Consider the following 26,974-nt stretch of genomic DNA (forward strand, 5'->3'; position numbering starts at 1 on the left):
CGTCACGCGACCGCAGCCGACTCAGTCAGCCGCGTCCAGGACCGCCTGCGCCTTCTTCTCGGCGGTGGCGAGCGCGTCCTCCGGGCTCTCCTTCAGGAGCATCGCCTTCTCGAGCTCCTTCGACAGGGCCTCGCTGACCTCGCCGTACGCGACGATCGACGGCCGCGACTTCGCGTAGGCGAGCTCGTCCGCGAACGCCGTGATCCGCGGGTTGTCGGCGAGGTGCTTCTTCCAGGTGGCGTCGTCGTTCGTCGCCGTGTTCGCGGGGAGCAGGCCGGTCGCGATGTCCCACTTGGCCTCGACCTCCGGGCTCAGCCACCACTGCATGAAGTCCCACGAGGCGTCCTTCTCGGCCTTCGAGCCGTCGAGCAGGTACGAGTTGTTCGTGCCGAGGTTCGCCGCGTTCTGCTCGATGCCGGGCAGGGCGAAGACGCCGACGTTCTCCTTGCCGAGCGCCTCGTCGAGCGTGCCGAGGTCGTACGCGCCGGTGATGGCCATCGCCGCCTTCTTCGCGGTGAGCGCGGGCGTGCCACCGTTCGACGTCGACGTCATGAGCGACTGCGGGTAGGCGCTGCCGTCCTCGAGCATGTCGGTCCACGCCTTCAGGGCCTTCACGCCGGCGTCGCTGTTGAACTCGACCTTCGTGTTGTCCTCGTTCATGAACTCCCCGCCGGCGCTCCAGAGCATCGACTGGTAGGTGAACACGGGCCACTCACCGGTGCCGATCGGCAGGTACATGCCGTACTGCGTCGTGCCCTTGGTGAGCTTCTTCGCGTCCGCCTGCAGCTCGGCCCAGGTGGTCGGGGTGTCGGTGATCCCTGCCTCCTTGAACATCTGCTTGTTGTAGACGACGGCGTAGTCGCCGATGTCCGTGGGGAGCGTGTAGGTCTTGCCCTCGAACTTGCCGGTGGCGAGCATGCCCTCGGTGAAGCTCTTCGTGGTGATCGACGAGTCGGAGTCGGACAGGTAGTCGTCCAGCGGGACGACCTTCCCGGTCTCGACGACCTGGCCGATCTTCTGCGGCGTGCTGTCGCCCAGCACCATGTTCGGGCCGGTGTCGTTCTTCAGCGCGTTGATGAGCTTCGCGTCGAACTGGTCGCTCTGGGCCGCGTACTGGGCGGTGACCTCGACCTTGTCCTGGGAGTCGTTGTACTCCTGGATGAGCTTCTTGGCCTCGGTGGCCTGGTCGCCGGTGTAGTTGTGCCAGACGGTGATCTGGGTCTTGCCGCCGGAGTCACCGCTGTTGCCGGTGACCGACCCGCCGGAGCAGGCCGACAGGGTGACGGCGACGCCGATGGCGAGTGCTGCCACGCCGAGCATTCGTGATCGCATGGAAGGTGTCCTTTCCGGACCGCTGGGGAGGGTGCAGGGAGGTGGAGCGCTGGGTTCTCAGCGCAGACCGCCGGCCATGGCCGACACGATCTGCTTCTGGAAGATCAGGAACACGACGAACACCGGCAGGATCGCCAGCGTCGAGCCGGCCATGAGCAGGTTGAAGCTCTCGGCGGCGTTCGCGGACTGCAGCTGGGTGAGGCCGACCGAGACCGTGAAGAACTCGGTCTTCGTGGCGACCAGGAACTGGAAGAAGAAGTTGTTCCAGTTGTAGACGAACGACAGGACCGCGAACGATCCGATCATCGGCGTCGCCATCGGTGCCACGACGGACCACATCCGCCGCCAGACGCCGGCACCGTCGACCCGGCTCGCGTCCTCGATCTCGGCCGGGAACGAGGTGAAGAACTGCCGGAACAGGAACACCCCGAGGATGGACGGGATGTTCGGGACGATGAGGCCCTGGTAGCTGTCGAGCCAGCCGAGCGACGAGAGCAGGCTGACGAGGGGCGTGAAGACGACCTCGAACGGCACGAGCAGCGCGGCGAGCAGGATGACGAACACGACGTTCTTGCCCGGGAAGTGCAGGCGGGAGAACGCGAAGCCCGCTGCGAGGCTCGTGACGATCTGCCCGGCCGTGGTGAGCACCGCGACGATCGTCGAGTTGAGGTAGTAGATGCCGAACGGGGCGACGTCGAACACCTTCGTGTAGTTGTCGAACCGCCACTCGCGCGGCAGGAAGCTCGGCGGGAACGCGAGCGCCTCGGCGGAGGACTTGAAGCTCGTCAGCACCATCCAGAGGAACGGGCCGAAGAACAGCACCACCGCGACGATGAGGATCACGTGGCGGAGGACCGCCGGGCTGGCCTTCCGCCAGCGAGCGCGGAACGGTCGCTTCCGACGGGGGACGGCCACCGTTCCGGTGGCGAGCTGCCTGGAGGCCCGTGGTGCGCCCGCGAAGGGCGCGTCGGCTTCGAAGTGGGTCACGTCGGTCTCCTAGGTGAGCTCGATCGGGTCGCGACGGTTGATGAACCGCAGCTGGATGACGGCGACGATGATGCCGACGAGGAGGAGGACGACGGCCGCTGCGCTCGCGGAGCCGCCGTGGAAGAAGACGAAGCCCTGCTGGTAGATGTAGTAGAGGATCGTCTCGGTCGACCCGAGCGGGCCGCCCTGGGTGAGGACGTAGACCTGGGTGAACACCTGCAGCGCACTGATCACGCCGGTCACCGCGAGGAACCCCGTGGTGGGGGCGACCAGCGGCAGCGAGATCGTGAAGAAGCGGCGGACCGGCCCGGCACCGTCGAGCGTCGCGGCCTCGTGGTAGCTGGCCGGGATGTTCGTCAGGGCGGCGGAGTAGATGATCATCGCGTAGCCGACGCCCTGCCAGATCGAGAACACCATGACGCTCACGAGCGCCCAGGGTTCCGAGTTGAGGAAGCCGATCGGCGGCCCGCCGAGCGAGGTGATCACGCCGTTCACCAGGCCACCGAGGGGCGACAGGATGAAGCTGAAGATGAGCGCGCTGCCGACGATCGGGGCGATGTACGGCACGAAGAGCAGGGCGCGGTAGACCCCGCGGCCGCGGAACGGCTGGGCGAGGAGCGCGGCGAAGAAGAGCCCGAGGACCATCGTCACGGGGACGACGATCACCACGTACAGCGCGGTGTTGCCGGCGGCCTGCAGGAACTCGTCGTCCTGCAGGAGGCCGGCGAAGTTGGCGAGCCCGACGAAGTCCCCGGCCGCGCCGGTCGCGGGGTTCCAGTTCGTGAACGAGTACCCGACGGTCTGGACCAGTGGGTACAGGTAGAACAACGCCAACAGGATGCTCGTCGGGGCGATCAGGGCGTACCCCGCTCGTCCCTCCTTGCGCTCGAGTGACGAGCGGGGTGGTGCTGCCACAGCACTCGGCATTGGTGCCTCCTTCGTTCTTCGTTGAACGCTAGGAATCGTGTGTTTCCGAGACATTACTCGTCGATGACGAAAAGTAAATAGTCATTCTTCGGCGCACTTCATTCGAACATCGACGCAACTCCGGGCTAGCATGACGCCATGAACCACCGCCTCTACCAGGACGTCGAGCCCGTGCCCGGGTCCGTCGGGGACGTCCTGCGCCTGATCCGTGGCGGCGAGTCGTCCTCGCGGTCGGTCCTCGCCCGCACCACCGGGTTGGCACCGTCCACCGTCGGACTGCGCGTCGATGCGCTCGTCGACCTCGGCCTGGTGCACGAGGTCGGCGCCGAGGGGTCGCGCGGTGGACGCCGGGCCCGACGACTCGAGCTCGACGGCACCGCGGGGTTCGTCGCCGCGGCCGACCTCGGGGCGAACCACACGCGCATCGTGCTGAGCGACCTGGCCGGCCGGACGCTCGCCGACTCCGACGACACCCGGTCCTCCGCACCGCTCCCCCGTGACGACGGACCCGCCGGTGCCGTCGCGGAACTGTGGCGGCGCTTCGAGACCCTCGCCGCGGAGTGCGGGCTGGCCGTGGCGGACTTCCAGGGGGCCGCGATCGGGGTCCCGGCACCGATCGCGTACCCGAGCGGGCGCATCGTCACCCCGAGCTTCGAACCGACCTGGCACGACGTCGCGCTCGGCTCGCTGTTCGCCTCGCACACCGACGCCCCCGTGCTCGTCGAGAACGACGCCAACCTCATCGCGCTCGCCGAGCGCTCCGACACCGAACCGCCGGAGCGGTCGAACCTCGTCGCGGTGAAGCTCGGCACCCGCATCGGCGGCGGGGTCATCGCCGGCGGACGGCTCCACCGTGGTGTCGGCGGTGCCGCCGGCGAGGTCTCGCACACCTCGGTGGACGGCACGTCGGTGATCGGGTGCACCTGCGGGGTGCCGAACTGCCTGGAGTCCGTTGCCTCGGCCGGTGCGATCATCGCCCGGCTCCGCGCCGCCGGGCACGACGTCTCCACCACCGCGGACCTGCTCCGGCTCGGGGCCCAGGGCGACGCCGCCGTCGTCGAGGAGCTCCGCACCGCCGGGGCCCTGATCGGTCGGGTCCTCGCCGGGATCGCGAACTTCTTCAACCCGCGCGAGGTCGTGCTCGCCGGCGCCATGTCGGCGTCACCACCGCTCGTCGCCGCGATCCGGAGCGAGCTGTACCGGATGTGCCTGCCCCTCGTGGCCGACGACCTCGACGTCCGGGCCAGCCGGGCACCCCGTGACGCCGGTGTCCACGGCGGCGTGGTGCTCGCGCTCGACGAGGTCCTCGCCCCGACCCGGATCGACGAACTCGTCCGCCGGGCCACGGTGTCCGACGACCGCACGGTGCGGAGCGCCTGATGGCCGTCGTCGCGGTGGACATCGGCGGCACGACCGTCAAGGGCGCCCTGTTCGACGCGGACGGCACGGTCCTCGACCGGGCCACCGTCCCGACCTTCCCCGTGGGCGCGACCGATCCGGGACTGCCCGGCGGAGTCGCCCTCGCCGCCGTCACCGCGCTCGTCGACCAGCTCGCGGCGAGCGCCACCGCCTCGGGCCGGTCGCTCTCCGGCATCGGGCTCTGCTCCCCCGGACTCGTCGACGCCGAGCGCGGTCGCGTGGCCCTGGCCGTGAACCTCGGGTGGGCGGACCTGCCCGTCGCGGAGCTCCTGGCCGACCGGTTCGGCGTCCCCGTCGCACTCGACCACGACGCGCGTGCTGCTGCGCGCGCCGAACGAGCGGCCCGTGGTGCCGCGGGACGGTCGGTCGACGAGTTCGTCTTCATCCCGATCGGCACCGGCATCGCGGCGACGATCGTCACCGGCGGCGCGATCGTGCACGGTGCCACGGGCGGCGCGGGCGAGTTCGGGCACGTGCCCGTCGTCCCCGGCGGCGAGCTCTGCACGTGCGGCCAGCGCGGCTGCGTCGAGGTGTACGCCTCCGCCGGCAACGTCCTGCGTCGCTACCGGGAGGCCGGCGGCTCCCTCGCCGCGAACACCCGCGAGGTCACCGAACTCGTCGGCACCGACCCCGTCGCGGACCGCGTGTGGCACGACGCCGTCGACGCCCTCGCCACCGGGGTCGTCATGCTCACCGCCGTCCTCGACCCGGACGCGATCGTCATCGGCGGCGGGCTCGGCGAGGCCGGTGAGCGGCTCCTCGCCCCGCTGCGCACGGCCGTCGCCGAACGCCTGCAGTGGCGGTCCGTCCCGGCGATCGAGCAGTCGCTCGTCGGCGCCGGAGCAGGACTCGCCGGTGCCGCCCTCCTCGTCAACTCCCCCGTCCACCACCCACCCGTGAAGGAACCCTGATGTCCGACACCTCCCCCCGGATCGGCCTCGTCGGCGCCGGCGGCATCGCCTACGCCCACATGCCCGGCCTGCTGCGGCTCGGCTCCGTCGTCGTGTACGCGCAGGACGGCGCCCCGGAACTCGCGGCGGCGTTCGCCCCCGCCGCCTCGGCCGCGGGGACCTCGATCACCGTCGTCGACTCGCTCGACGAGCTGCTCGCCACCGCCGACCTGGTGGACGTCGTCACCCCGACGTTCGCGCACGCCGAGGTCGTCCGTGCCGCGCTCACGGCCGGCAAGGACGTCGTGTCGGAGAAGCCGCTCGCGCGCACCGACGCCGACGCGGCCGAGCTGGTGGACCTCGCTCGGGACGCGGGCCGACAGCTGTACCCGGCCCACGTCGTGCGCTTCTTCCCCGCGTACGTGCGCCTCAAGGAGGCCGTCACCACGGGCCTCCTGGGCGACCTGGCCGTCCTGCGGTTCGTGCGGTCCGGGGCGTTCCCGACGCGCACGCCGTGGTTCGCCGACCGTGCACTGTCCGGCGGCATCGTGATGGACCAGATGATCCACGACATCGACATCGCCCGCTGGGTCGCCGGCGAGGTCGTCCGGGTCTCCGCGGTCAGCGTCCGAGGCGGCACCGACGCCGAGCCGGTCGAGGCGGCGCACGTGCTGCTCACCCACGCGTCCGGTGCGATCAGCCACGTCGCGGGCATCTGGGGGCCGCAGCACCTCGGGTTCTCCACCGAGTACTCGGTCACCGGGACGCTCGGCAGCCTGTCGCACTCGTCGCGTGCGGAGCAGGACTACGTCGCCGACCTCGCGGCACCGGAGGCGCTGGACGGCTTCCTGCCGCAGGTCGACCCCGCCGACGACCCGTACGGCGCGGAGCTGCAGGAGTTCGTCGCGGCCTTCGCCGGCGGCGCAGCACCGCGGGTGACCGCCCAGGACGGTGTCGCAGCCGTCCAGATCGCGAACGCGGCGCTCGAGTCGCTCGAGACCGGGCAGCCCGTCGACCTCGCCCCGACCACCACGGAGGTGCTCGCATGACCGACCTCAAGATCGCCGTGATGTCCTTCGCCCACACCCACGCCATCGGGTACCTCGCAGCCCTGGCCGCGATGCCAGGCGTCGAGGTCCGCGGCTCCGACCCGGACGGCGTCAGCACCGGGTCCTCGATCGTGGAGCTCCGCGGCGCCGACCTCGCCGCGGCGCTCGGGGTCGACTACGCGGAGTCGTACGAGGAGCTCCTCGCCTGGGGTCCGGACGCCGTCGTCGTGACGAGCGAGAACGCCCGGCACCGCGAACTCGTCGAGGCCGCTGCCGCCGCCGGCGCGCACGTCCTCTGCGAGAAGCCCCTCGCCACCACGTGGGAGGACGGCATCGCGATGCGCGACGCCGTCGAGGCCGCTGGTGTCATGCTCATGGTCGCGTTCCCCGTCCGCTTCGCCTCGGCGTTCGGGAAGCTCCGGGCCGCGCACGAGTCCGGCGCCCTCGGGCAGCTGTTCTCGGTCCGCGGGGCGAACAACGGCATGCTCCCGCTCACGCGCTCCTGGTTCACCGAGCCGGAGCTCTCCGGCGGCGGCGCGCTCTTCGACCACGTCGTGCACATCGCGGACCTGCTCGAGGGGCTGATGGGCTCGGCTCCCGTGTCGGTCACGGCGGTCGCGAACCGGACCCTGCACGCCGGCCGGGCCAGCGCCGAGACCGCGGGGCTCGTCACCATCACCTACGAGAACGGCGTGGTCGCGGGCATCGACTGCTCCTGGAGCAAGCCCGACACGTCGCCGGTGTGGGGTGGCCTGACGCTCGACGTCGCCGGGACGGGCGGCACGGTGTCGCTGGACTTCTTCGGGCCGGCCGCCCACGGACTCGCCGCCGAGACCGGTCTGCCGATCGAGTCCCGCTACGGTGCCGACCTCGACGAGGCGATGCTCCGCACCTTCCTGGACGCCGTCCGCACGGGCGAGCAGCCGCAGCCGGACGTGCACGTGGGGCTCCGGACGCTGTCGATCGTGCTCGCGGCGCAGGAGTCCGTCGCCACCGGGAAGACCGTCGCCGTCGTCGGGGAGCACGCACCGGTCGACGCCTGACGGGAATGGACCGCCCCGGCGGCTGCTTGACGTCCGCATGACCTCGTCAGCAGCGCGCCGTGGGTGGCTCAGCGTCGTGTCCGTCGCACTCGGATCGTTCGTCCTCGTCCTCTCCGAGTTCCTCCCGATCGGGCTCCTCCCCGCGATCGCCCGCGACCTCGACGTCGGCATCGGCACCGCCGGGCTGATGGTCGTCGCGACCGGACTCGTCGGTGCCGTCGCGGCCCCGGTCGTGACGGTCCTGACCTCCCGTCTCGACCGTCGTGTGGTGCTCGTGTCCCTGACGATCCTGCTCGTGGTCGCCGACGGGCTGGCCGCAATCGCGCCGAACTTCACGGTGCTGCTCATCGCCCGCATGCTGCTCGGCGTCGGCATCGGCGGCTTCTGGGCGATCGGCGCCGGGATCGCCGGTCGCCTCGTCCGCCCGGAGGCCACCATCCGTGCCACGTCGCTCATCACCGCCGGAGTCTCCGTCGCGACGGTGGTGAGCCTGCCCCTCGGTGCCCTGGTGTCGTCGCTCGCGACCTGGCGGCTCGCGTTCGTGATCGGCGGCGTCCTCGGTCTCGTCGCCCTGGTGCTCCAGCTCGCGATGCTGCCGCGGATCCCGGCGCTGCAGCGGGTCCGGTTCGGCACCCTCGGATCGCTGCTCCGCGTCCCCCGCGCACGGGTCGGCCTCATCGCCGCCGCGTTCCTCTTCACGGCGCAGTTCGCCGCGTACACGTACGTCGCCCCCTACCTGCAGGACCTCGTCGGCGTCGGCCCGGACACGATCACGCTCGCGCTCCTGGTGTTCGGCATCGCGGGCATCGTCGGGAACTTCACCGCCGGCTTCACGCTCGGCCGCACCGTGCTCGGCACCATCGATGTCGCGAAGGTCGTCCTCGCCGTGTCGGTCGTCCTCCTGCCGTTGCTCGCGAACTCGGTCGTCGGCGTGTTCATCCTGCTCGTGGTGTGGGGACTCGTCTGGGGTGCGCTGCCGCTCGGGATGCAGACCTGGATGTCCACGGCGTCGCCCGCCGGGTCCGAGACCGGGCTCGCGCTGTTCGTCACGACGATCCAGCTCGCGATCGCCGCCGGCTCGGTGCTCGGGGGTGTCGCGGTGTCGTCCTTCGGACTCGCCGCGGACTTCTGGCTCGCGGGCGCCGTCGCCGTGATCGGCGCGGTGGTGCTCGTCTCGATGGGGCTGCGGCGCTCGAACGCCGTGCCGACGCCGGCAGCTGCCGCTGCTGTGCCCGAGACCACGCCGACGGGTTCGGTCGCGGTCGTCTGCCCGTAGGTCGCGACCGAGCGCTCAGCCCAGGCTGACGACGCGGTCGGCCGCCGCGATCGCGGTCCGGTCGTGCGCGGCGTGGACGACGACCGCACCGGCCGTCGCCTCCTCGGCGAGCGCCGCCACGACGAGTGCGGCCGAGGCGGTGTCGACACCGGCGGTCGGCTCGTCGACCAGCAGCACCCGGGCCCGTTGCGCGAGGCCGAGCGCCACGAAGGTGCGCTGCCGCTGGCCGCCGGAGAGCTCGTCGAGCTGACGGTCGGCGAGGTCCGTGATGCCCATCCGTTCGAGTTGCCGGTCGACGACGAGCCGGTCCGCGCGTCCGAGCGGCCGCCACCACGCTCGGTGACGCCAGCGTCCCATGGACACGGTGGCCCGGACGGTGAGCGGGAGCGTGGTCGGGGGCACGGACTGGGTCACGTGGGCGACGCCGTCGGACGGGAGGCCCGTCACGCGTCCGAGAGTCGGCCGCACGATGTCCGCGAGCACGTCCAGGAGCGACGACTTGCCGGATCCGTTGGGTCCGGTCAGCGCCGTGACGACACCCGCCGGGAAGGTCGCGTCGAATCCGTCGAGGACGGTTCGTCCGCCGCGGTGCACGACGAGCCCGGACACGTCGAGGGTGGCGGTCGTCGCGGTGGTGGGCACCTGAGGACACTATCAGTATCGATAGTCATTTTCATGTAGCGTCTCCGACCGTGACCTGGCTGACCGATCCCCTCTCCGTCGACTTCATGGTCCGTGCCCTCGTCGGCGGCGGACTCGCGGCCGTGCTCTGTGCCGTCGTCGGGACGTGGGTGGTCGTGCGCGGGATGGCGTTCCTCGGCGAGGCGCTCTCCCACGGCATGCTCCCCGGCGTCGCGGTCGCCACACTGACCGGCATCCCAGCGGTGCTGGGCGCCGCGGTCAGCGCAGCCGTGATGGTGTTCGGTGTCGGCGCACTCCGCCGTCGCGCCCGGCTGTCGTACGACACCTCGATCGGCCTGCTGTTCGTGGGCATGCTCGCCCTCGGCGTCATCATCGTGTCCTCGTCGCGCTCCTTCGCCACCGACGTGACGGCGATCCTGTTCGGAGACGTGCTCGCCGTGACCCGCACGGACCTCGTCGGCCTGGCCGCTGCCGTGGTCGTCGCCCTCGCACTTGCCTCGGCCTTCCACCGGTCGTTCACGGCCACGGCGTTCGACCCGAGGAAGGCGGCCACGCTCGGCCTGCGCCCGCGCCTCGCCGAGGTCGTCCTGATCGCGCTCGTGACGCTCGCGGTCGTGGCGTCCTACCGAGCGGTCGGCACGCTCCTGGTGGTCGGTCTCCTGCTCGCCCCCGCGGCGGCTGCCCGGGTCTGGACGCGGCACGTCGTCTCGACCATGGCGCTCGGCGCCGGCTTCGGCTGCACCGCCGTCCTCGCCGGGCTCCTCGTCTCCTGGCACGCGGGCACCGCAGCCGGCGCGAGCATCGCCGTCGTCGCGGTCGTCTCGGTCGCACTGTCGCGTGCCGTCGCCGCTGTCGTCCGGCGCCCCGTCGCGCCGACGACGACACCCGTTCCCGCCCCCACGTCCGCGGCCACCCGACGGCCGACCACACCACGATCCACAGCACCACCTCGAGAGGGAGCATGAACCCGACCACCAGCCGCGCACCAGCGCGCACCCTGACCACCATCGGCCTGGTCGCCGGCCTCGCACTCACGGCCGCGGCGTGCTCGTCCGACCCGCGCACCACAGCCGCAGACCCGACCGACACCGCGCGCCCGCACGGCTACGTGGCGGGCGCGACCGAGTCCCAGGAGCCGCAGCTGCGCCTCCTGGCGGTCTCCGCGACCGGCGACACCGCCCTGCACGACCTCCTCACGGCGGACAGCACCGACCTCGACGCGGTCGACGCGCCGGAGCACAGCGCGACCGACGGTCGCTTCCTGCTGACGAGCGACGACGACCGGACGACCGTCGTCGACGGCGGCGCCTGGACCGTCGACCACGGCGACCACACCCACTACTACGCGGCAGAGCCGCGCGTCGTCGGGACCCTCGACGGCGGCGGGCGCGTCGAGGTGCACTCCTCCGAGACCCTGACCGCCGTGACGTGGCCGGACCGCGGGAAGGCGGTCCTCCTCGACCGGTCGGCGCTCGGGCAGGGCGACCTCGACGTCACCGCCCGACTGGACGCGACCGTCCTCCTCCCCACCGCGGAGCACCTCGTCGCGGCGTCCGGCGACACGGTCCGCGTGCTGTCCGCGGACGGGGAGGACGTGCGCGCCGAGCAGCCGTGCCGACACCCGGCCGGCGGCATCGCCACCCGGGCCGGCGCGGTCGTGGGCTGCGCGGACGGTGCGGTGATCGTCGACGACGATGGCGAGACGCGTGCCGTCCCGCTGCCCGAGACCACTGCGAGCGCCGTCCCGGGGCCCACCGCGTTCGCGGCGCGCGCCGGACGGCCGACCGTCGCCGGGCTGGCCGGGAACACCGGCTTCTGGCTGCTGGACAGCCGCGAAGGAGCCTGGCATCACGTCCCGACCGACCGGCCGCTCCGCGCGGTCGTCGCGGTGGACGACGCCGACGAGCACGTGGTCGGCGTCGACGACCAGGGCCGGGTCGTCGTGCACACCATGACGACCGGCGCCGTGGCGACGACCGACGCGCTCATCGGCGGTGCGGCCGGGCCGCTCCTGCAGCTCGATGCCCAACGCGCCTACTTGGCCGACCCGGAGGACGGTGTCGTGCACGAGATCGACTTCGCGGACGACGCCAGGGTGTCGCGCACGATCGAGCTGCCGGTGGCGCCGGTCGCGTTCGCAGAGGTCGGACTGTGACCCGGAGGCCGCCGGCCACCCGAGTCCGCCGGCGCGCCCGCCTGCGCCGCACCGCGCGGCTCCTCGGCGTCACGCTCGTCGCCGCGGTGTCCGCCGCGGGACTGTCCGCCTGCGCACCGAGCACGGCCGACCGCCCCCTCGTCGCCGTGACGACGAACATCCTGGGCGACGCGGTCGCCGAGGTGGTCGGGGACGACGCAGAAGTGATGGTCCTGATGCCCGCCGGCGCCGATCCGCACTCGTTCGAGGTGTCCGCGAAGGAAGCCGCCCGGCTGCGGGACGCCGACCTCGTCGTCGAGAACGGCCTCGGGCTCGAGGAGGGCGTCGCCCATCACGTCGCCGCGGCCGCCGCCGACGGCGTCCCGGTGTTCACCGCAGGCGACGCCGTCGATGCGCTGGAGTGGAGCACCGAGGACGACAGCGGCCCGGACCCGCACTTCTGGACCGACCCGGCCCGGATGCTCGACGTGGTGGACGCGCTCGGCGTCGAACTCGACGAGGCAGGCATCGGGACGCCCGGGGCCACCGCCTACCGTGAGCAGCTCGAGGAGCTCGACGCCGCGATGACGGCTTCGTTCGCGACTCTGCCCGAGGACCGCCGTGCCCTCGTCACGAACCACCACGTCTTCGGGTACCTCGCCGACCGGTTCGACTTCCGGGTCGTGGGCGCGGTCATCCCGAGCGGGACGACCCTGGCGTCCCCCAGTGCGGCCGACCTGCGGGACCTCGCCGCGGCGATCGAGGAAGCCGGTGTGCCGACGATCTTCGCGGACGCCTCGCAACCGGCCCGGCTCGCCGAGGTGCTCGCCGAAGAGGTCGACGTGCACGTGGCGATCCGCCCCCTCGCGACCGAGTCGTTGACCGCCGAGGGCCCCGCATCCACCTACCTCGGGATGATGCGGGCCAACACCGACGCGATCGTCGACGGCCTGTCGATTTCGAATTGAGAATGAGAATCAATACAGTTTTGTCCATGACCAAGAAGACACTGCCCCTGGCGCTCCTCGGCGCCGCTGCGCTCGCCCTCGCCGGCTGTTCCGCCGACCCGTCCGACACCGCCTCGACACCGACGGCCGAGGCCGCCGCCGACGGCACTCGCATCACCCTCACCTACGACGGCGGCCTCCTCGTCCTCGACGAGGACCTGCAGGTCGTCGCCGACGACGCGATCGACGGCTTCACCCGCGTCAACCCGGCCGGCGACGGACGCCACGTGCTCGTGACCGTCCCGGAGGGCTTCCGGGTCCTCGACACCGCGGCCGACCCGGCCCTGACCGACGCCGTGTTCCCGGCCGACACCGGTGGACACGCCGTCGTGCACGGCGATCGCACCGCCCTCTTCGCCGACGGCACCGGCGACGTCACCACGTTCGACAACACCGACCTCGACGGTGACGAACTTCCCGAGACCACCACGACGAAGTCCGACGCGGCGCACCACGGCGTCGCCATCGAACTGCAGGACGGCACGCTCCTCACCACGATCGGCACCGAGGAGTCACGGAGCGGCGTCCGCGCGCTCGACGCCGACGGGGCGGAACTCGCCCGCTCCGAGGAGTGCCCGAACGTGCACGGCGAAGGCGCCGTCGAGGGCGACGTCGCCGTGTTCGGCTGCACCGACGGCGCCCTCGTCTACCAGGACGGCGCGTTCGAGAAGATCGACGCCCCGACCGAGTACGGCCGCACCGGCAACCTGTTCACAACCGAGACGTCGCCCGTCGCGGTCGGCGACTACAACGACGACGAGGACAGCGAGGGCTACCTCCTCCGCCAGATCGCCCTCATCGACGCCGACGCCGGCGAGTACCGCGTCGCTGACATGCCCGAGGGCGTCGGCTTCACCTTCCGCGACCTCGCCCGCGGCCCGGGTGACGAGGCCGTGGTCCTCGGCTCCGACGGCTCCCTGCACACCTTCGACGAGACCACTGGCGAGCAGCTCGACTCGTTCCCCGTGATCGACGCGTGGGAGGGCCCGACCGAGTGGCAGGACGCCCACCCCGCACTGAAGGTCGCGGGGAGCGTCGCCTACGTCACGGACCCGGCCGAACGGAAGGTGCACGCGGTCGATCTGCGCTCCGGGAAGACGATCGCCTCGAGCGGCGCCCTGCCGGGCGTCCCGAACGAGATCGCGGTCGCGTAGCACCGGGACATCCGGACAGTGCGCCGCAGCCGTGCGGCGTACTGTCCGGGTCATGCCCGCACTCATCGACACGTTCACCCTGTCCAACGGCCTGCACATCCCCAAGATCGGCTTCGGCACGTGGCAGATCCCGTCCGGCGACGACGCCTACGACGCCACGAAGACCGCCCTCGACCTCGGCTACCGCCACATCGACACAGCGCTCGCGTACGGCAACGAGGCGAGCGTCGGCCAGGCCGTCCGCGACAGCGGCGTCCCGCGCGACGAGGTCTTCATCACCACGAAGCTCCCCGCCGAGATCAAGACCGCGGCCGGCGCACGCGAGGCGTTCGACACGTCGAGCCGCAACCTCGACCTCGGCGTGGTCGACCTGTACCTCATCCACGCGCCGTGGCCGTGGGGCGACATCGGGTCCGACCACCGTGACGGCAACGTCGAGGTCTGGAAGGTCTTCGAGGAGCTCTACGACGCCGGACGGACGCGCTCCATCGGCGTCTCGAACTTCGAGGTCGCGGACCTCGAGGACCTGCTCGGCCGCACCGACGTCGTCCCGCACGCCAACCAGATCCGCTGGTTCATCGGCAACACCCAGGACGCCACGACGGCGTTCGACCGGGAGCACGACATCCTCACCGAGGGCTACTCACCGCTCGCCACGGGTGGACTGCTCGACAACGAGCAGATCGCCGAGATCGCGGCGAAGTACGACAAGTCCGTCGCCCAGGTCGCGATCCGCTACCTGCTTGAGAAGGACGTCCTGCCGCTGCCGAAGTCCACGACGCCGGAGCGGATCGCCGCGAACGCCGACGTCGACTTCGTGCTGTCCGCCGAGGACGTCGCCGCCCTCGACGCGCTGCAGGACACGACCGCCTGACGCGCACGGGAACACGACACCCCCGTCGCCGGTTGCACCCCGTGGTGCCACAGCCAGCGGCACGACCCCAAGGAGGCCAGCATGACCACCACCGAAACCGCCATCCTCGCCGGCGGGTGCTTCTGGGGAGCGCAGCAGCTCCTCCGTCGACGCCCCGGCGTCATCAGCACCCGCGTCGGCTACTCGGGTGGCGACACCCCGAACGCCACCTACCGCAACCACGGCGACCACGCCGAGGCCGTCGAGATCGTCTTCGACCCGTCCGTGATCTCGTACCGGGACCTGCTGGAGTTCTTCTTCCAGATCCACGACCCGTCGACGAAGGACCGGCAGGGCAACGACGTCGGCCGCAGCTACCGCTCGGCGATCTTCTTCACCTCCGACGAGCAGCGCCAGGTCGCCCTGGACACCATCGCGGACGTCGACGCCTCGGGCATCTGGCCCGGCAGGGTCGTCACCGAGGTCGAGCCCGCCGGTGACTTCTGGGAGGCCGAGGAGGAGCACCAGGACTACCTCGAGAAGTACCCCGCCGGGTACACGTGCCACTTCGTGCGCCCGGGGTGGAAGCTCCCCCACCGCGACGAGGCGACCGCGGCCGTCTGACGGCCGCGGCGGATCAGCGCGATCCGCCGAGCAGTTCCAACCAGTCCCCGGGAAGGCGGTCCGCCGGCCCGGGGACTGCCTGCGTCACGGGGTGGCTGGTCGGTGCCGCGAGCTCCAGCCCGTCGGACCGGGTGTCGTCCCGGTAGTCCCAGGACCAGGTCTCCCCGGGTTCGTAGCTCTGGATGACCGCGTGCCCGGTGTCCTCCCAGTGCCGGGTCGCGTGGGTGTTCAGCGAGTCGTCGCAGCACCCGACGTGGCCGCAGGCGGCGCACCGCCGCAGGTGGACCCACCACGAGCCGGTCGCGTCGCACTCGACGCACCCGTCTCCGCTCGGCGGGATCTCCGGGTGGACCATCGCGTCGTCGTCCGTCATGGCACCATCCTGGCCCACGCGAGCCGGATCCGGACTGGAGGCGCGGTGCCAGCTGGCACCGCGCCTCCAGTCCGTCACCTGGTCACGTCGAGGGCGCCCCGCGGCTCAGCCGCGCGGCACCAGCGCGTCGATGGCCGCGAGCTCCTCGTCGGTGAGCGGAGCACCGTCGAGCGAGTCGAGCGTGCCGTCCAGCTGCCGGACGCTCGAGGCCCCGACCAGCGCGGAGGTGACCGCCTGCTGCCGGAGCACCCACGTGATCGCGAGCTGCGCGAGCGTCTGCCCGCGCGCCGCGGCGACGTCGCTGAGGGCGCGCGCCGTCGTCAGGTACTCGTCGTCGATCCGGTCCGCGCCGAACCAGCGGCCCTCGGCCGCACGCGACCCGACCGGCACCGAGCCATCGAGGTACCGGTCCGTCAGGAGCCCGCCGGCCAGCGGCGAGAACACGATCGCGCCGGTACCGAGACGGAGCAGCTCGTCGAAGAGCCCGTCCTCGGGGACCCGGTCGAACATGTTGTAGCGCGGCTGGTGGATGAGCAGGTGGATGTTCTCGGCGGCGAGCGCCTCGGCCGCGGCAGCCGTCTGCGCCGGGTCGTAGTTCGAGATGCCGGCGTAGAGCGCCTTGCCCGAGCGGACCGCGGTCACGAGGGCGCTGACCGTCTCCTCGATGGGGGTCTCGGGGTCGGGGCGGTGCGAGTAGAAGACGTCGACGTAGTCGAGCCCGAGCCGTCCGAGGGACTGGTCGAGCGAGGCGAGCATGTACTTGCGCGAGCCCCAGTTGCCGTACGGTCCCGGCCACATGTCGTAGCCGGCCTTCGTCGACACCACGATCTCGTCGCGGAACGGACGGAGGTCCGACTCGAGGACGCGACCGAACTGCTCCTCGGCGGCGCCGGGCGGCGGACCGTAGTTGTTCGCCAGGTCGAAGTGGGTGACCCCACGGTCGAACGCGTGCAGCAGGATGTCGCGCTGCGTGGTGAGGGCTCGGTCGGCGCCGAAGTTGTTCCACAGCCCGAGCGAGATGCGCGGCAGCAGCAGGCCGCTCCTCCCCACACGCTGGTACGGGAGTCGCTCGTAGCGGTCGTCGGCGGGGCGGTGGACGTCAGGCATCGTTGCTCGATCCGGGTCGGGGACAGGCCGTCGTCGACGCTACCGTGTGTCAGCGCCAGACACGGTCGGCGACGTCGACGACGCTGCGGACCTTCGCCCACTGCTCGTCCTCGGTGAGCACGTTGCCCTCTTCCGTCGAGGCGAACCCGCACTGCGGGCTGAGCGCGAGCTGCCCGAGCGGCGCGAACTCGGCGGCGTCCCGGATGCGCTGCTCGATGACCGCCTGGTCCTCGAGCTCGCCGGTCTTCGAGGTGACGAGCCCGAGCACGACGACCTGGTCGCCCTCGGGCAGGAACCGCAGGGGCTCGAAACCGCCGGCACGGTCGCTGTCGTACTCCAGGAAGAACCCGTCGTAGCCGGTGTTGCCGAGGAGCTGCTCGGCGACCGGCTCGTATCCGCCCGAGGCGATCCAGGTCGACCGGAAGTTGCCGCGGCACACGTGCGTGGTGACGACGAGGTCCTCCGGGCGGCCGTCGAGCACGCGCCGGATGATCGACGAGAACCGCTCGGCGATGCCGTCGGTCTCGATCCCCCGCTCACGGGCCTTCGCCATCTCGGCGTCCGAACAGGCGTACGCCCACGCCGTGTCGTCGAGCTGCAGGTACCGGACCCCGACGGCGTAGAGGGCGGCGATCGCGTCCCGGTAGGCCTGCACGAGGTCCTCGGTGATGGCGTCGCGGCCGTCGTAGTGGTCCGTGCGGATCTGGTCGGCGTCGAGCCGGAAGTCGAACACGGTCGGCGCCGGGATCGTGAACTTCGGGGTGAGGCCGCGTGCGGTGGCCTCGGCGACGACGAACGCGGCGTCGGCGACGAAGGGGTGGTCGGCCGGGAACGACACCGGGCCCGTGACACGCATGCCCTTCGGCGTGGTGGTGACGCCCTGGAACGCGATGCCGTGGTCGAGCTCGACGACCTCGACGCCGTCCAGGCCGCCCCAGAAGTCGAGGTGCCACCAGGCGCGTCGGGCCTCGCCGTCGGTGGCGAGCTGCAGTCCGGCGGCCTGCTGTGCGTCCATGAGCGCGCGGATCGCGTCGTCCTCGACGGCACGGAGCGCGGCGGCGTCGATGCGGCGCTCGGCGAAGGCCGCGCGGGCCTCCTGCACGGGGGCCGGGCGGAGGAAGCTGCCGACGACGTCGGCTCGGAAGGGCGGGTGCTGACGCATCCCTCGATCGTACCGAAGCGGAACCACCGGATCGGGGTCAGACCTGGAACGCGTTCGAGACGGGCACCACGAGTACGAAGACGATCACGATGGCGATCGCGACCAGCGCCTTCGGACGACTCCCGGGACGCCCGTGTCGGAACATCTCGAGGACGGCGCTGTACGCGCGCGGCGACCACGCGGCCGCGACGATCCCGAGGCCGAGCAGGACGCCGAGCACCGTCGCGTTGCCGATGTAGCCGATCGCATCCGGCGGCAGTGCCGCTCCGGTGGCGGACACGGCGACGAGCAAGGACCACAGGGTGCTCACCCCGGTGATGCCCAACGCGCTGACGATCAACGCCGGGCCGGCGTACCGATCGATCCGACCGTCCGGCACGGTCATGTCGCGCACGGTCAGGAGGGCGAACACCGTGACGACGACCCCGATGACGATCACTGCGATGCGCCACAGCACCCGCTGCACGTCTCCGTCCGGCTCGACGACGGACACCACGACGTCGGACTGGATGCCGAGGAAGAACGCCGCGACGAGCGCGACGGCACCGGCCACGACGGCCAGTGTCCCGCTGCGCGGCTCCGTGATCTCCACCCCGGCTCCGACGGACGTGGAGACGCCACGCGGCCGACGGTTCTTCTTGCGCTGTTTACCCACGGCCCCATGCTGGCAGTGCGTGACCGACCCTCAGGTTTGTGGGTCGCCCCGTCTTCGAGGGACGTCATCGCTCGCGTGCCGCACGGACCGGGTGACGACACCGACCGACGACGATCCGGAGCACCGCCGCCTCGAGCCCTGCCCCTTGCCGAGCGACTTCCGAGGATTCTTTTGGCACTCTCCAGGCTCGAGTGCTAAAACGTTGACAGTTGAGTCGACGGGACTCAACAGCAGAGACGAAGGAGTTGATTTCGATGACGATGAACTTCGACCCGTTCCGCGAGCTGGACCGCCTCGCCGGCTCCCTGCTCGGCACCACCGGGCCCCGATCGATGCCGATGGACCTCTACCGCACGGGCGATCACTACGTCCTCGATGTCGACCTGCCCGGGATCGACCCAGGCTCCGTCGACATCGACGTGGACGGCTCCGTCCTGACCATCCGCGCAGAGCGCACCCTCGGCGCCCCGGAAGGCTCCCAGTGGCTCACCCGGGAGCGCCAGCCCGGCACCTACGTCCGTCAGCTCACACTGGGCGACGGCCTCGATGCCGAGCGCATCACCGCCGGGTACGACAACGGCGTGCTGAGCGTCACGATCCCCGTGAAGGAGTCGGCGAAGCCCCGCAAGATCGCCGTCACCACCGGCGCCGGTCGCGAGCAGCTCGCCGTCGGGAGCGGGGAGTAGGAGCGCCCACCGTGTCCGACCTCGTCAACGCGCTCGCCTCGGTCGCCGCCGTGACGGTCGCGCTCACACTGTCGAGCCTCGACCGGCGGACAGCGGTACTGCTCGGAGCGACCGGCGGCGTCATCGGGAACTTCCTCGCGTGGCTGTCCGCCCCGGGCGTGTGGGAGCGGTCGCTCGTCCTGCCCTGGATCGCCGCGGCCACGGGTACCGTCCTGCTCATCGCGGGCTGGAGCACCGTCCGCGCCTACGCCAGCCTGTTCGAGGCGCCGCCCGCCGAGGACACCGACACGGGAGCCGTGGTGACCTCCGGTCGGGCCGCCCACGGATCGCGGTGACCTGCGAGCAGTGATGAGAGTCCCGGCACCTGAGCCGGGACTCTCATCATGCTTGGTGACGCGCGAGACGCTCTCCAGCAGGTGTCCAATCCGCTGTCACAGATGGTCGACATGTGGTGCCGCTGCCGGCTTCGACGGAGACTGCGTGCGACCGGCGGTGCACGCGGATGGGGTTCGGGCCGCCCACCCGCCCGTGGCCCAATGGAGCAGCGGCAGCAGGACCCAGTTCAGCACCGCGACCAGGATCGCCGCATTGACGACCACCAGGACGAGATGTGGCAGCGCACCGGAGAGCAGCGGCGTGAGGCCCACGTTCAGCAGGACGCTTACAGGAAGGACGCCGCTGAAGGTGATGAGACCCGACCGCCACGTGCCGGGACGCAGCGGCGGCCTCACAGCGAGGAGAATCCGGCTCGCCAGCTCGGACGACGCAGATCGAGCCCACGAGCTCGAGCGCGTGCGTTGCTGACGGGTCGGCCCACGTCACCGCTCGTCGTGGCCTCGGGCGCAGGAGCGCCGACCCGGTCGGCGAAGACCGGCGCCCATTCGGTGCCGGCGGCCGGTTCGTCGTCGACGATGTTCCACGTCCCTGCCGGCCAGTCCAGGGCCGCGGAGATTGCCCGAGCCGCATCGTCGACGTGGATGAACGACGTGACCGTCTCGGTCGCTTGGAGCTTCCCGGCGCGTGCCGCGTCGGCGAGCGCCCCGTCCCGCGCGTACCAGGTACCGTCGCCGTACAGCTGGCCGAAGCGGAGCACCACACCCGTCTCCAATTCGTGCACAGCCGCTTCCAGAGCCACGACACCGTTGATGGTGGAGAGGCGCGGTTCCGGAGCACCCAGGTCCAACGGATCGTTCTCATGCGCGACGCCGTCGCCGGGCGGGTACACCCAGGAGATGCTCTCTGCGATCATCCGCTCGACGCCTGCACCGGTGGCCGCATCGACGAGGTTTCGGGTCCCCTCGATCCGCAGACGTGCGTTGGTCGCCGAGTTACCGGACGCAAGGTCCGTCAGGAGGTCGACGACGATGGCCGGCTTCACATCTGACATCATGCGAGTGAGTGCGTCTCGGTCGAGGGCGTCGGCGATGACCGGCTCGGCGCCGAGACGCTGGATCGTGTCCGCCCTGCGCGCTGAACGGGCCGCCCCGGTGACGTGGTGGCCGGCGGCGACCGCGAGTGGGATGAACGCTCGTCCGAGTACACCCGATGCTCCCGCGACGAGGATTCGCGAACCGGTGCCTTCATGTGCCGTGGTCATGACTCGAAAGTAGGACCAGGCTGGCCTACTCGGAAGGACCACGACGAGCGACATATTCTGGTCCAATGGACTCGGTACTCGCGCTCGATCCGTCGCTTCCGAAACGTCGAGCGGTCGAGGACCTCATCCGCCGGATGATCGCAGACGATCTCTGGCAGGTGGGCAGCCGGGTACCCGCTGCACGCGAACTGGCGCTGGAGTTCGGAGTCGCCCGCGGAACGGTGGTCGCCGCGGTCGACGACCTGGTCGCGGACGGGCTCCTGGTCAGTCGCGAACGCGCTGGGATCTTCGTTGCCAGGTCGGGCGAGCCGTCCACCGTTCCAGAACCCATCCTTGAGACACGCGCGCCACGATTCGATCTTCGGCCGGGGCGCCCCGAAACGGGTTCGTTCCCCGGCGCGAAGTGGAGCGCGGCATTGCGACGGACCGCCGGCGTCGGGCTTGCGAACGCCCCTGGCGAGGAACCGCTGATGGGCAGCCATGAACTCCGCGTCGAGCTCGCGGGGTACCTCCGCCGTGCGCGCGGGGTGGAAGCAAACCCGGCGTCCATCGTCATCTGCGGCGGCTACCGGTCCGCGTCAACCATCCTTGCTGCGACGTTCCGGGAGCTCGGCTTACGAACCGTGGCGATCGAAGACCCGTCCCTCCCTGAAATGGACCGGCTGTGGCGTGCGGCTGGCATGGACGTCGTCGACCTCCCCGTCGACGAACTCGGTGCGCAGACGGAGCTTCTCGACGGGACCATCGACGCCGCGACCTTGACGCCGGCGCATCAGTTCCCGCTCGGTGGCGCTCTCGAGTCCAGAAGACGACGCGTGGCTGTCGCTTGGGCGGAACGCTCCGATCGATTCATTGTCGAAGACGACTACGACGGTGAGTTTCGCTTCGATCGCCGCCCGATTGCCGCACTGCAGCGGTCAGCGCCCCACCGCGTCATCTACATCGGAAGCGTCAGTAAGACGTTGGACACTCGGCTCCGCCTCGGGTGGATGGTGCTGCCGCAGTCATTGATCCGGCCCGTCGCGGCGACGACAGCACGCCTGACCGGCGGAGTACCACTCATCGATCAGCTCGCCCTCGCACACCTCATCCGCTCCGGCGACTTCGAACGACACGTGCGACGGCAACGCCGCGAATACGCTCGCCGGCACGAGTTCTTGATCGCCGCCGCCGCTGCGGAACACCTCACTGTGCCCGGCATCCCAGCCGGCCTGCAGGCACTCGTTCCACTCGGATCCGCCCTCGAAGCCGACGAGGAAGACCGCGGCGTCATTCGCCTCGACGACTTCGCTACCCATGCGGTGCACCGATACGTCCGGAACAGCGACCGTCCTCCGGCGGTCGTCGTGGGCTTCGCCACCCCGTCGCGCGCAGCGTTCCCGACGGCAGTTCAGCGCCTCTTCGAATGGATGCGAGACCGCCCCTGACTCTCAACGGGCTGCAGCAGAACCGAACGTCAGCCGACGACACCACACCCCGACTGTTGGCCCAGAAGTGTGCGCGGCACCTGGACCTTCATCGGCCGAGAGCAACTGCGTACAGTCACGTCCTGTGGCACCACCGTCCTCAACCCCCGGCGAGTCCCTTCCTGTGCTCGACTACCTGACTCGCCGGCTGGCGGGGACACTGCGCCCCGGCGAGACGACCTTGGTTCGCTACCCGACCGCGATCGAGCAGACGCTGGGGTTCACGTTGGTCGACGTTGGTGGACGGAGTGCGGTCGTGCAGGTTCACGCCGACGTCGAGCGGTTCGGAAACCAGCAGGGAACAATCCACGGCGGTTTTCTCTGCGAGCTGGCGGACGCGGCGATCGGTACCGCCCATTCGACGGTCATGCGCGCTGGGGAGTCGTTCACCAGCACGGACCTGGTTGCGAGGTTCCTGCGGCCGTCATGGTCGGGGACGTTGACGGCCACGGCGACATGCACACATGCGGGGAGGACGTTGAGCCAGTACCTCTGCGAGGTAACCGGCCGTGACGGCCGAGTCATCGCGAGCGTCACCAGTGCGGTGATGACCCTCCGAGGCGACGCAGCGAAAGGACGATGATCGAGATGAACCAGTCGCTGGAAGCAGTCGGTCCGAGTTGGCCGTGGTCTCGCAAGTCCCCGGCTGGCTCGATGCGGGCGACGCCAGGGCGGTGGGGCGAGGCTTCGCCGAGCGGCGGGATACGGCGTCCTCGCTCGGTCATCGAGCCGGTCACGCTCCGGTACGCGGCACCTTCGCGAACGCTCTGACCGGGATGGTTCCCAGGCGCGCGACCTTCAGTGGAACGGCGGTGAACGTCAAATCGGCCGGAGGTAGCGCATCCATGCCTGTCAGATGTTCGACGACGTGGATCCCGGCTGCGAGGAGGAACGAGCGGGCGGGCCGTTCTCCCCGAGCCGTCACTGCGAGGTCGTCGATGTCGATCGAGTCGATCCCGACCAGTCGAACACCTTGCGCCGCCAGGTACTGCGCGCCGTCCGCACGGAGGAACGGGGCCCGGTCCTGGTACCGCGGCGTGCCGAAGTGCCGATCCCAGCCGGTGTGCAGCAGTACTGCCTTCCCGCGCACGTCCCGGTCGTGGAACACCGAAGCGGGGAGACCTCGTTCGACCGCGTCGGACAGGTGGAAGACCTCGGTCGGCAGGTCCACCACACTGTCAAGTCGGACCATCGGAAGGTCAGCGCCGTCTTGATGGCGATGGAACGACGTGTCAAGGCACGTTCCAGTGTTCTCTGGCAGGGACATGCCGTCTGACGCGGATGGCGTCCCTGTCGCGGAGCGCTGCGTCGACTCCTGCCGGCTGAGAAGCGATGTGATGATCGGCGACGCCTCGGGCAGGGTGCTCATGCCCTCCCGAATCGTGTGACTGAGATCAACGAGGAGATGGTCCACGTCCCTGGTCGGGTCCCGCTGCTCGCGTACTCCGCGACTGCCCTTGTGTCGCTCTGCCACAATCTGGAGCCGACTGAAGCGGACATCGCCGACGAGCGCGAGTCCCAGGTGTTGCACGAGCAGACGAGCCACGTCTCGCTCGGACGTGCCGGAGCCTGGCACATCGAGCCGGAACCCTTCGGCGGTCAGCCCGCCACCGTTCACGAAAGCGATCTGGACGTCGAAGACGGCGCGGTAGTCAGTCAAGACAGGTCTCCCAGGAAGGTTGTGGCGCACGCAGTCGCGTGATCGGGCTGGCTCGAGGTGCTCGGCGCACTGGCTGTCCCCTCGCCTACCGGAACACGAGCGCCCTGACTCACTCATCTCGCCGGTCCGCTGCGGACGCTCATGGCCGACGATTCGCTAGAAGGAGATGACAGTGGCGTTCTCGAGGGTGAAACGAATGAACTCATCGCGGGCCACGGAGAGCTTCACGCCGCGCTGCACCAGTGCGGATTCGACGCCCGCTTCGCGGGCAGCATTGATGCAGGCTCCGACGCGAACTCCGGACGCGATGAGCGCATCGATCTGCGAGTTGAACAAGCGGTCCACCTCGGAGCGGGCCTCGCTGAGGTGTTGTTGAGCGGGGCCGAAGACGAACACCTCGACCGAGATGCCGTTCGTGGCCGCCGTTTCGCCGACTCTCGCGGGCAGCCGGCTTCCGATCGTCAGTGATGCTTCGTCGTCGTGGAAGATGTGGGCAACGGTTTTCATGATGCGTTCCTCGGCACACGGCAGGGCAGCTGCTCTCGGCAAGACCACGTCACCAAGTCAGTCGACGGAGACAGCAACGGGCTCCCCTCCGGTGACGGCGGTGAGCTCATCGAAGCTCAGCGGAACAACGGTGTGCGGTGTACCCCCAGCCGTCCACACGGTCTCGTAGCTCGCGAGCGAACGGTCGATGACGGTTCGCACGGGCACTGGATGCCCGACGGGAGCGACGCCGCCAACAGCCTGTCCGGTCACTTCCCGCACCTGCTTCGCACTCGCCATCTCGATGGCTTCCGCGCCCACCTCGGTGGCGAGGATCGTCGTGTCGACGCGATGTCGGCCACTGGTCATCACCAAGAGAGGCAGCCCGTCAGCGAAGAACAGGAGGCTGCTCGCGATCGCACCGACGTCACAACGCAGTGCTGCAGCAGCCTCGGCCGCCGTGCGGGTCGATTCCGGCAGCTCGCGTACTCGGGCGGTGAGCCCCGCGCGGTCGAGCTGCCGCTGCACGATCTGGCTGCGCTCTGGCAGACCTCGTTCTTCGGTCATGACCTTCTCCCTCCTTTCGGAGCCCGATCACCAACGCCGATCAACGCCCGGATCGCCTGCGGAGCGGGTGCTCGCAGTGTCATCACGCTTCACGCCCGTCGCGACAGCATCGGCTTGGGGACGGGCCGCTTGCAGCACTGCGTGCACGCTCGCGCTCAGCACGGAGCGGTGTCGGCCGGCGGCCCAACCGGTGTTCGCACCAGCGCGGTACTCGATGAGCGTGAGCGCGTCGCTCCCGGCACCGGCAGCGAGTGACGTTTGATGCAGCGACAGAACCTCGACGTCGATGTCGTGGTCGGCGAGCAACGCCACAGCTGCCTCGACCGGGCCGAGCCCCTCGTACTCCTCGAAGTACTCGATGTCGTTCATGCGGATCCCGATCCGGATGCAACTCGATCCACTGCGGTCCTCGGCTTCGAGCCGGATCAGTTCGAAGGCCGGCCCCTGCCCGTACAAGTAGGACGAGGTGAACAGTTCGAGGAGTTGCGCCGCGGAGGATTCACCGCCGCTCGCGTCGGTGTGAGCTTGTACACGTCGCGCGAAGTCGATCTGCATCCGCCGCGGAAGTTCGATGCCGTGCTCACGCTCGAGCAGGTAGGCAATGCCGCCTTTCCCGGATTGGGAGTTGACCCGGATGACAGCGTCGTAGTTCCGGCCGAGGTCTGCAGGATCGATCGGCAGGTACGGCACCCGCCAGGCGATCTCCCGTTCCGGCCGTCCCTCGACAGTCGCACGGGCGCGGTGCTCCGCGAACCCCTTCTTGATCGCGTCCTGGTGCGTTCCGGAGAACGCGGTGTGGACGAGATCACCGACGTACGGATGGCGTGGATGCACCTCGATACGGTTGCTGTGCTCGACGGTGCGGCGAATCTCGTCGATGTCGGAGAAGTCGATCATCGGGTCCACGCCCTGCGCGTGGAGGTTCAGCGCGAGTGTGGCGAGGTCGACGTTGCCCGTTCGTTCACCGTTGCCGAAGATGCACCCTTCGACCCGCTGCGCTCCCGCGAGGACGGCCAGTTCCGCGCATGCGATACCGGTCCCCCTGTCGTTGTGGGGGTGCACCGAGAGGATCACCCCGTCACGGCGGTCGAGGTGCTTGTGCATGTACTCGATCTGGTCGGCGTACACGTTCGGAGTCGCGATCTCGACAGTGGCTGGGAGATTGAGGATGACGGGCCGGTCAGGGGTTGCGTCCCACAGCTCGGTCATCACGTCGCAGACGTCGAGCGCGAAGTCCGGTTCAGTGAGGTTGAAGACCTCCGGCGAGAACTCGAATCGAACGTTCTCGAGGTGCCCAGCGAGCTCGAGCACAGCTCTGCCGCCGGAAAGGATCATGTTGCGGAGCCCGTCGCGGTCCTGCCCGAGAACGACGTCTCGCCAGGTCGGCGCGGTTGCCGCGTACATGTGGATCACAACGGGATTACGGATGCCGCGGATGGATCCGACGGTACGTTCGATGAGGTCCCGGCGAGCAGGTGTGAAGACCACGATGGTGACGTCCTCGGGGGCGATGTCCGTCTCCGCGAGGCGGCGGACGAAGTCGTAGTCGGTCTGCGATGCGGAGGGGTAACCGACCTCGATCTCCTTGTACCCCATCGCGACCATCAGCTCGAAGAACCGTTGCTTGCGGACAGGATCCATCGGTTCCGTGAGAGCCTGGTTGCCGTCGCGCAGGTCGACCGGCACCCACAGTGGCGCCTGCGTCAGTCGTTCGGTCGGCCAATCACGCGTCTGCAGCGGGACGGAGACACGTGAGTAGACGTCCTCGTAGCGATGCGACGGCATCTGCGACTGCCGTTGCCGATTCCAAGCGGGTGCACTGTCTGGGATCGGGCCGACGGGGGTGGCGATGGTCGGGAAGTTCGTACTGCTCATCGG

At 70.1% G+C, this 26,974-nt stretch carries 29 protein-coding genes; 15 read left to right on the top strand and 14 right to left on the bottom strand.

Annotation, left to right across the window (positions count from 1 at the left end):
• Window positions 1–21: 21 nt before the first annotated feature.
• The 3 genes from CRP27_RS16320 to CRP27_RS16330 are packed head-to-tail and all read right to left on the bottom strand — an operon-like array spanning window position 22 to window position 3,246.
• Window positions 22–1,332 (bottom strand): ABC transporter substrate-binding protein, encoded by a 1,311-nt coding sequence (locus CRP27_RS16320; RefSeq protein ID WP_097181677.1) that lies wholly within the window; start codon window positions 1,330–1,332, stop codon window positions 22–24.
• A 57-nt stretch (window positions 1,333–1,389) separates the two neighbouring features.
• Window positions 1,390–2,319 (bottom strand): carbohydrate ABC transporter permease, encoded by a 930-nt coding sequence (locus CRP27_RS16325; RefSeq protein ID WP_097181678.1) that lies wholly within the window; start codon window positions 2,317–2,319, stop codon window positions 1,390–1,392.
• Window positions 2,320–2,328: 9 nt separating this feature from the next.
• On the bottom strand, window positions 2,329–3,246 hold the full coding sequence (locus CRP27_RS16330) for a carbohydrate ABC transporter permease (RefSeq protein ID WP_141399791.1): 918 nt from the start codon (window positions 3,244–3,246) through the stop codon (window positions 2,329–2,331).
• Between the two features lie 138 nt (window positions 3,247–3,384).
• Here CRP27_RS16330 and CRP27_RS16335 point away from each other — a divergent pair, with 138 nt between their 5' ends.
• From CRP27_RS16335 to CRP27_RS16355, 5 genes are read left to right on the top strand one after another with little or no spacing between them, the layout of a single operon-like run.
• Window positions 3,385–4,626, top strand: coding sequence for an ROK family protein (locus CRP27_RS16335; RefSeq protein ID WP_097181680.1), 1,242 nt, complete (start codon window positions 3,385–3,387; stop codon window positions 4,624–4,626).
• Entirely contained in the window at window positions 4,626–5,576 is a 951-nt protein-coding gene (locus CRP27_RS16340) for an ROK family protein (protein ID WP_097181681.1), read from the top strand. Before CRP27_RS16335 ends, CRP27_RS16340 begins: the two co-directional genes overlap by 1 nt.
• Window positions 5,576–6,604 carry a Gfo/Idh/MocA family protein gene (locus CRP27_RS16345; RefSeq protein WP_097181682.1) on the top strand — a complete coding sequence of 343 codons (1,029 nt, stop codon included), beginning with the start codon at window positions 5,576–5,578 and terminating at the stop codon, window positions 6,602–6,604. The genes CRP27_RS16340 and CRP27_RS16345 overlap by 1 nt, the downstream gene beginning before the upstream one ends.
• The gene (locus CRP27_RS16350; protein ID WP_097181683.1) at window positions 6,601–7,647 is read left to right on the top strand and encodes a Gfo/Idh/MocA family protein; all 1,047 of its coding nucleotides are present in this window, start codon (window positions 6,601–6,603) and stop codon (window positions 7,645–7,647) included. The genes CRP27_RS16345 and CRP27_RS16350 overlap by 4 nt, the downstream gene beginning before the upstream one ends.
• 37 nt (window positions 7,648–7,684) lie before the next feature.
• The gene (locus CRP27_RS16355) at window positions 7,685–8,923 is read left to right on the top strand and encodes an MFS transporter (protein ID WP_097181684.1); all 1,239 of its coding nucleotides are present in this window, start codon (window positions 7,685–7,687) and stop codon (window positions 8,921–8,923) included.
• Window positions 8,924–8,938: 15 nt separating this feature from the next.
• Here CRP27_RS16355 and CRP27_RS16360 read toward each other — a convergent pair whose 3' ends face one another.
• Window positions 8,939–9,565 carry an ATP-binding cassette domain-containing protein gene (locus CRP27_RS16360; protein WP_255257631.1) on the bottom strand — a complete coding sequence of 209 codons (627 nt, stop codon included), beginning with the start codon at window positions 9,563–9,565 and terminating at the stop codon, window positions 8,939–8,941.
• A 50-nt stretch (window positions 9,566–9,615) separates the two neighbouring features.
• On the opposite strand from CRP27_RS16360, the gene aztB reads away from it, so the two are divergent.
• The 6 genes from aztB (at window position 9,616) to msrA (ending at window position 15,337) form a co-directional block, all read left to right on the top strand.
• On the top strand, window positions 9,616–10,530 hold the full coding sequence (aztB, locus tag CRP27_RS16365) for a zinc ABC transporter permease AztB (protein WP_097181685.1): 915 nt from the start codon (window positions 9,616–9,618) through the stop codon (window positions 10,528–10,530).
• Complete coding sequence (locus CRP27_RS16370) at window positions 10,527–11,720, top strand: ABC transporter (RefSeq protein WP_097181686.1); 1,194 nt, start codon at window positions 10,527–10,529, stop codon at window positions 11,718–11,720. The genes aztB and CRP27_RS16370 overlap by 4 nt, the downstream gene beginning before the upstream one ends.
• Window positions 11,721–11,806: 86 nt before the next feature.
• Window positions 11,807–12,667, top strand: a complete 861-nt coding sequence (locus CRP27_RS16375) for a metal ABC transporter substrate-binding protein (RefSeq protein WP_255257639.1) — start codon at window positions 11,807–11,809, stop codon at window positions 12,665–12,667.
• Between the two features lie 26 nt (window positions 12,668–12,693).
• Complete coding sequence (locus tag CRP27_RS16380) at window positions 12,694–13,860, top strand: hypothetical protein (RefSeq protein WP_097181687.1); 1,167 nt, start codon at window positions 12,694–12,696, stop codon at window positions 13,858–13,860.
• A 52-nt stretch (window positions 13,861–13,912) separates the two neighbouring features.
• Window positions 13,913–14,734: an aldo/keto reductase gene (locus CRP27_RS16385; protein WP_097181688.1), complete on the top strand. Its 822-nt coding sequence runs from the start codon at window positions 13,913–13,915 to the stop codon at window positions 14,732–14,734.
• A gap of 81 nt (window positions 14,735–14,815) precedes the next feature.
• A complete protein-coding gene (msrA, locus tag CRP27_RS16390) occupies window positions 14,816–15,337 on the top strand; it encodes a peptide-methionine (S)-S-oxide reductase MsrA (RefSeq protein WP_097181689.1) in 522 nt (173 codons plus the stop codon).
• Window positions 15,338–15,350: 13 nt separating this feature from the next.
• Here msrA and CRP27_RS16395 read toward each other — a convergent pair whose 3' ends face one another.
• The 4 genes from CRP27_RS16395 to CRP27_RS16410 form a co-directional block, all read right to left on the bottom strand.
• The gene (locus CRP27_RS16395; protein ID WP_097181690.1) at window positions 15,351–15,710 is read right to left on the bottom strand and encodes a UBP-type zinc finger domain-containing protein; all 360 of its coding nucleotides are present in this window, start codon (window positions 15,708–15,710) and stop codon (window positions 15,351–15,353) included.
• A gap of 105 nt (window positions 15,711–15,815) precedes the next feature.
• Window positions 15,816–16,817, bottom strand: coding sequence for an aldo/keto reductase (locus CRP27_RS16400; protein WP_097181691.1), 1,002 nt, complete (start codon window positions 16,815–16,817; stop codon window positions 15,816–15,818).
• Window positions 16,818–16,866: 49 nt separating this feature from the next.
• On the bottom strand, window positions 16,867–17,979 hold the full coding sequence (locus CRP27_RS16405) for a 5-methyltetrahydropteroyltriglutamate--homocysteine S-methyltransferase (protein WP_097181692.1): 1,113 nt from the start codon (window positions 17,977–17,979) through the stop codon (window positions 16,867–16,869).
• Between the two features lie 37 nt (window positions 17,980–18,016).
• Window positions 18,017–18,634, bottom strand: coding sequence for a hypothetical protein (locus tag CRP27_RS16410; protein WP_141399792.1), 618 nt, complete (start codon window positions 18,632–18,634; stop codon window positions 18,017–18,019).
• A gap of 254 nt (window positions 18,635–18,888) precedes the next feature.
• On the opposite strand from CRP27_RS16410, the gene CRP27_RS16415 reads away from it, so the two are divergent.
• Complete coding sequence (locus CRP27_RS16415; protein ID WP_097181694.1) at window positions 18,889–19,320, top strand: Hsp20/alpha crystallin family protein; 432 nt, start codon at window positions 18,889–18,891, stop codon at window positions 19,318–19,320.
• An 11-nt stretch (window positions 19,321–19,331) separates the two neighbouring features.
• Window positions 19,332–19,655 (top strand): hypothetical protein, encoded by a 324-nt coding sequence (locus CRP27_RS16420; RefSeq protein ID WP_097181695.1) that lies wholly within the window; start codon window positions 19,332–19,334, stop codon window positions 19,653–19,655.
• A gap of 96 nt (window positions 19,656–19,751) precedes the next feature.
• On the opposite strand, the gene CRP27_RS18035 is transcribed toward CRP27_RS16420, so the two are convergent.
• The gene (locus CRP27_RS18035; protein WP_141399793.1) at window positions 19,752–19,967 is read right to left on the bottom strand and encodes a hypothetical protein; all 216 of its coding nucleotides are present in this window, start codon (window positions 19,965–19,967) and stop codon (window positions 19,752–19,754) included.
• Between the two features lie 80 nt (window positions 19,968–20,047).
• Window positions 20,048–20,971 (bottom strand): NAD(P)-dependent oxidoreductase, encoded by a 924-nt coding sequence (locus CRP27_RS16425; RefSeq protein ID WP_217990755.1) that lies wholly within the window; start codon window positions 20,969–20,971, stop codon window positions 20,048–20,050.
• 11 nt (window positions 20,972–20,982) lie between these two features.
• Here CRP27_RS16425 and CRP27_RS16430 point away from each other — a divergent pair, with 11 nt between their 5' ends.
• Together CRP27_RS16430 and CRP27_RS18305 are read left to right on the top strand one after the other, a co-directional pair.
• On the top strand, window positions 20,983–22,344 hold the full coding sequence (locus CRP27_RS16430; RefSeq protein WP_097181697.1) for a PLP-dependent aminotransferase family protein: 1,362 nt from the start codon (window positions 20,983–20,985) through the stop codon (window positions 22,342–22,344).
• Window positions 22,345–22,507: 163 nt separating this feature from the next.
• Entirely contained in the window at window positions 22,508–22,966 is a 459-nt protein-coding gene (locus CRP27_RS18305) for a PaaI family thioesterase (protein WP_176505647.1), read from the top strand.
• 150 nt (window positions 22,967–23,116) lie between these two features.
• Here the strand turns inward: CRP27_RS18305 and CRP27_RS16440 are convergent, their stop codons facing one another.
• The 4 genes from CRP27_RS16440 to CRP27_RS16455 form a co-directional block, all read right to left on the bottom strand.
• Window positions 23,117–24,043, bottom strand: coding sequence for a cyclase family protein (locus CRP27_RS16440; RefSeq protein ID WP_097181699.1), 927 nt, complete (start codon window positions 24,041–24,043; stop codon window positions 23,117–23,119).
• A 156-nt stretch (window positions 24,044–24,199) separates the two neighbouring features.
• Window positions 24,200–24,550, bottom strand: coding sequence for a DsrE family protein (locus CRP27_RS16445; protein WP_097181700.1), 351 nt, complete (start codon window positions 24,548–24,550; stop codon window positions 24,200–24,202).
• 57 nt (window positions 24,551–24,607) lie between these two features.
• Window positions 24,608–25,096, bottom strand: coding sequence for a YbaK/EbsC family protein (locus CRP27_RS16450; RefSeq protein ID WP_097181701.1), 489 nt, complete (start codon window positions 25,094–25,096; stop codon window positions 24,608–24,610).
• A gap of 27 nt (window positions 25,097–25,123) precedes the next feature.
• Window positions 25,124–26,971: a 2-isopropylmalate synthase gene (locus tag CRP27_RS16455; protein ID WP_097181702.1), complete on the bottom strand. Its 1,848-nt coding sequence runs from the start codon at window positions 26,969–26,971 to the stop codon at window positions 25,124–25,126.
• Window positions 26,972–26,974: the final 3 nt, after the last annotated feature.

The sequence above is a fragment of the Curtobacterium sp. 314Chir4.1 genome, from assembly GCF_900215175.1.
GTDB classification, from domain to species: Bacteria; Actinomycetota; Actinomycetes; order Actinomycetales; family Microbacteriaceae; genus Curtobacterium; species Curtobacterium pusillum_A.

Coding starts and splice junctions, on each gene's coding strand:
- CRP27_RS16445 (WP_097181700.1), bottom strand. CDS start 24,550: ATGAAAACCGTTGCCCACATCTTCCACGACGACGAAGCATCACTGACG.
- CRP27_RS16345 (WP_097181682.1), top strand. CDS start 5,576: ATGTCCGACACCTCCCCCCGGATCGGCCTCGTCGGCGCCGGCGGCATC.
- CRP27_RS16350 (WP_097181683.1), top strand. CDS start 6,601: ATGACCGACCTCAAGATCGCCGTGATGTCCTTCGCCCACACCCACGCC.
- CRP27_RS16370 (WP_097181686.1), top strand. CDS start 10,527: ATGAACCCGACCACCAGCCGCGCACCAGCGCGCACCCTGACCACCATC.
- CRP27_RS16415 (WP_097181694.1), top strand. CDS start 18,889: ATGACGATGAACTTCGACCCGTTCCGCGAGCTGGACCGCCTCGCCGGC.
- CRP27_RS16430 (WP_097181697.1), top strand. CDS start 20,983: ATGGACTCGGTACTCGCGCTCGATCCGTCGCTTCCGAAACGTCGAGCG.
- CRP27_RS16395 (WP_097181690.1), bottom strand. CDS start 15,710: ATGACGGACGACGACGCGATGGTCCACCCGGAGATCCCGCCGAGCGGA.
- CRP27_RS16450 (WP_097181701.1), bottom strand. CDS start 25,096: ATGACCGAAGAACGAGGTCTGCCAGAGCGCAGCCAGATCGTGCAGCGG.
- CRP27_RS16380 (WP_097181687.1), top strand. CDS start 12,694: ATGACCAAGAAGACACTGCCCCTGGCGCTCCTCGGCGCCGCTGCGCTC.
- CRP27_RS16385 (WP_097181688.1), top strand. CDS start 13,913: ATGCCCGCACTCATCGACACGTTCACCCTGTCCAACGGCCTGCACATC.
- CRP27_RS16335 (WP_097181680.1), top strand. CDS start 3,385: ATGAACCACCGCCTCTACCAGGACGTCGAGCCCGTGCCCGGGTCCGTC.
- CRP27_RS16425 (WP_217990755.1), bottom strand. CDS start 20,971: ATGTCGCTCGTCGTGGTCCTTCCGAGTAGGCCAGCCTGGTCCTACTTT.
- CRP27_RS16405 (WP_097181692.1), bottom strand. CDS start 17,979: ATGCGTCAGCACCCGCCCTTCCGAGCCGACGTCGTCGGCAGCTTCCTC.
- msrA (WP_097181689.1), top strand. CDS start 14,816: ATGACCACCACCGAAACCGCCATCCTCGCCGGCGGGTGCTTCTGGGGA.
- CRP27_RS16330 (WP_141399791.1), bottom strand. CDS start 3,246: ATGCCGAGTGCTGTGGCAGCACCACCCCGCTCGTCACTCGAGCGCAAG.
- CRP27_RS16320 (WP_097181677.1), bottom strand. CDS start 1,332: ATGCGATCACGAATGCTCGGCGTGGCAGCACTCGCCATCGGCGTCGCC.
- CRP27_RS16400 (WP_097181691.1), bottom strand. CDS start 16,817: ATGCCTGACGTCCACCGCCCCGCCGACGACCGCTACGAGCGACTCCCG.
- CRP27_RS16355 (WP_097181684.1), top strand. CDS start 7,685: ATGACCTCGTCAGCAGCGCGCCGTGGGTGGCTCAGCGTCGTGTCCGTC.
- CRP27_RS16340 (WP_097181681.1), top strand. CDS start 4,626: ATGGCCGTCGTCGCGGTGGACATCGGCGGCACGACCGTCAAGGGCGCC.
- CRP27_RS16455 (WP_097181702.1), bottom strand. CDS start 26,971: ATGAGCAGTACGAACTTCCCGACCATCGCCACCCCCGTCGGCCCGATC.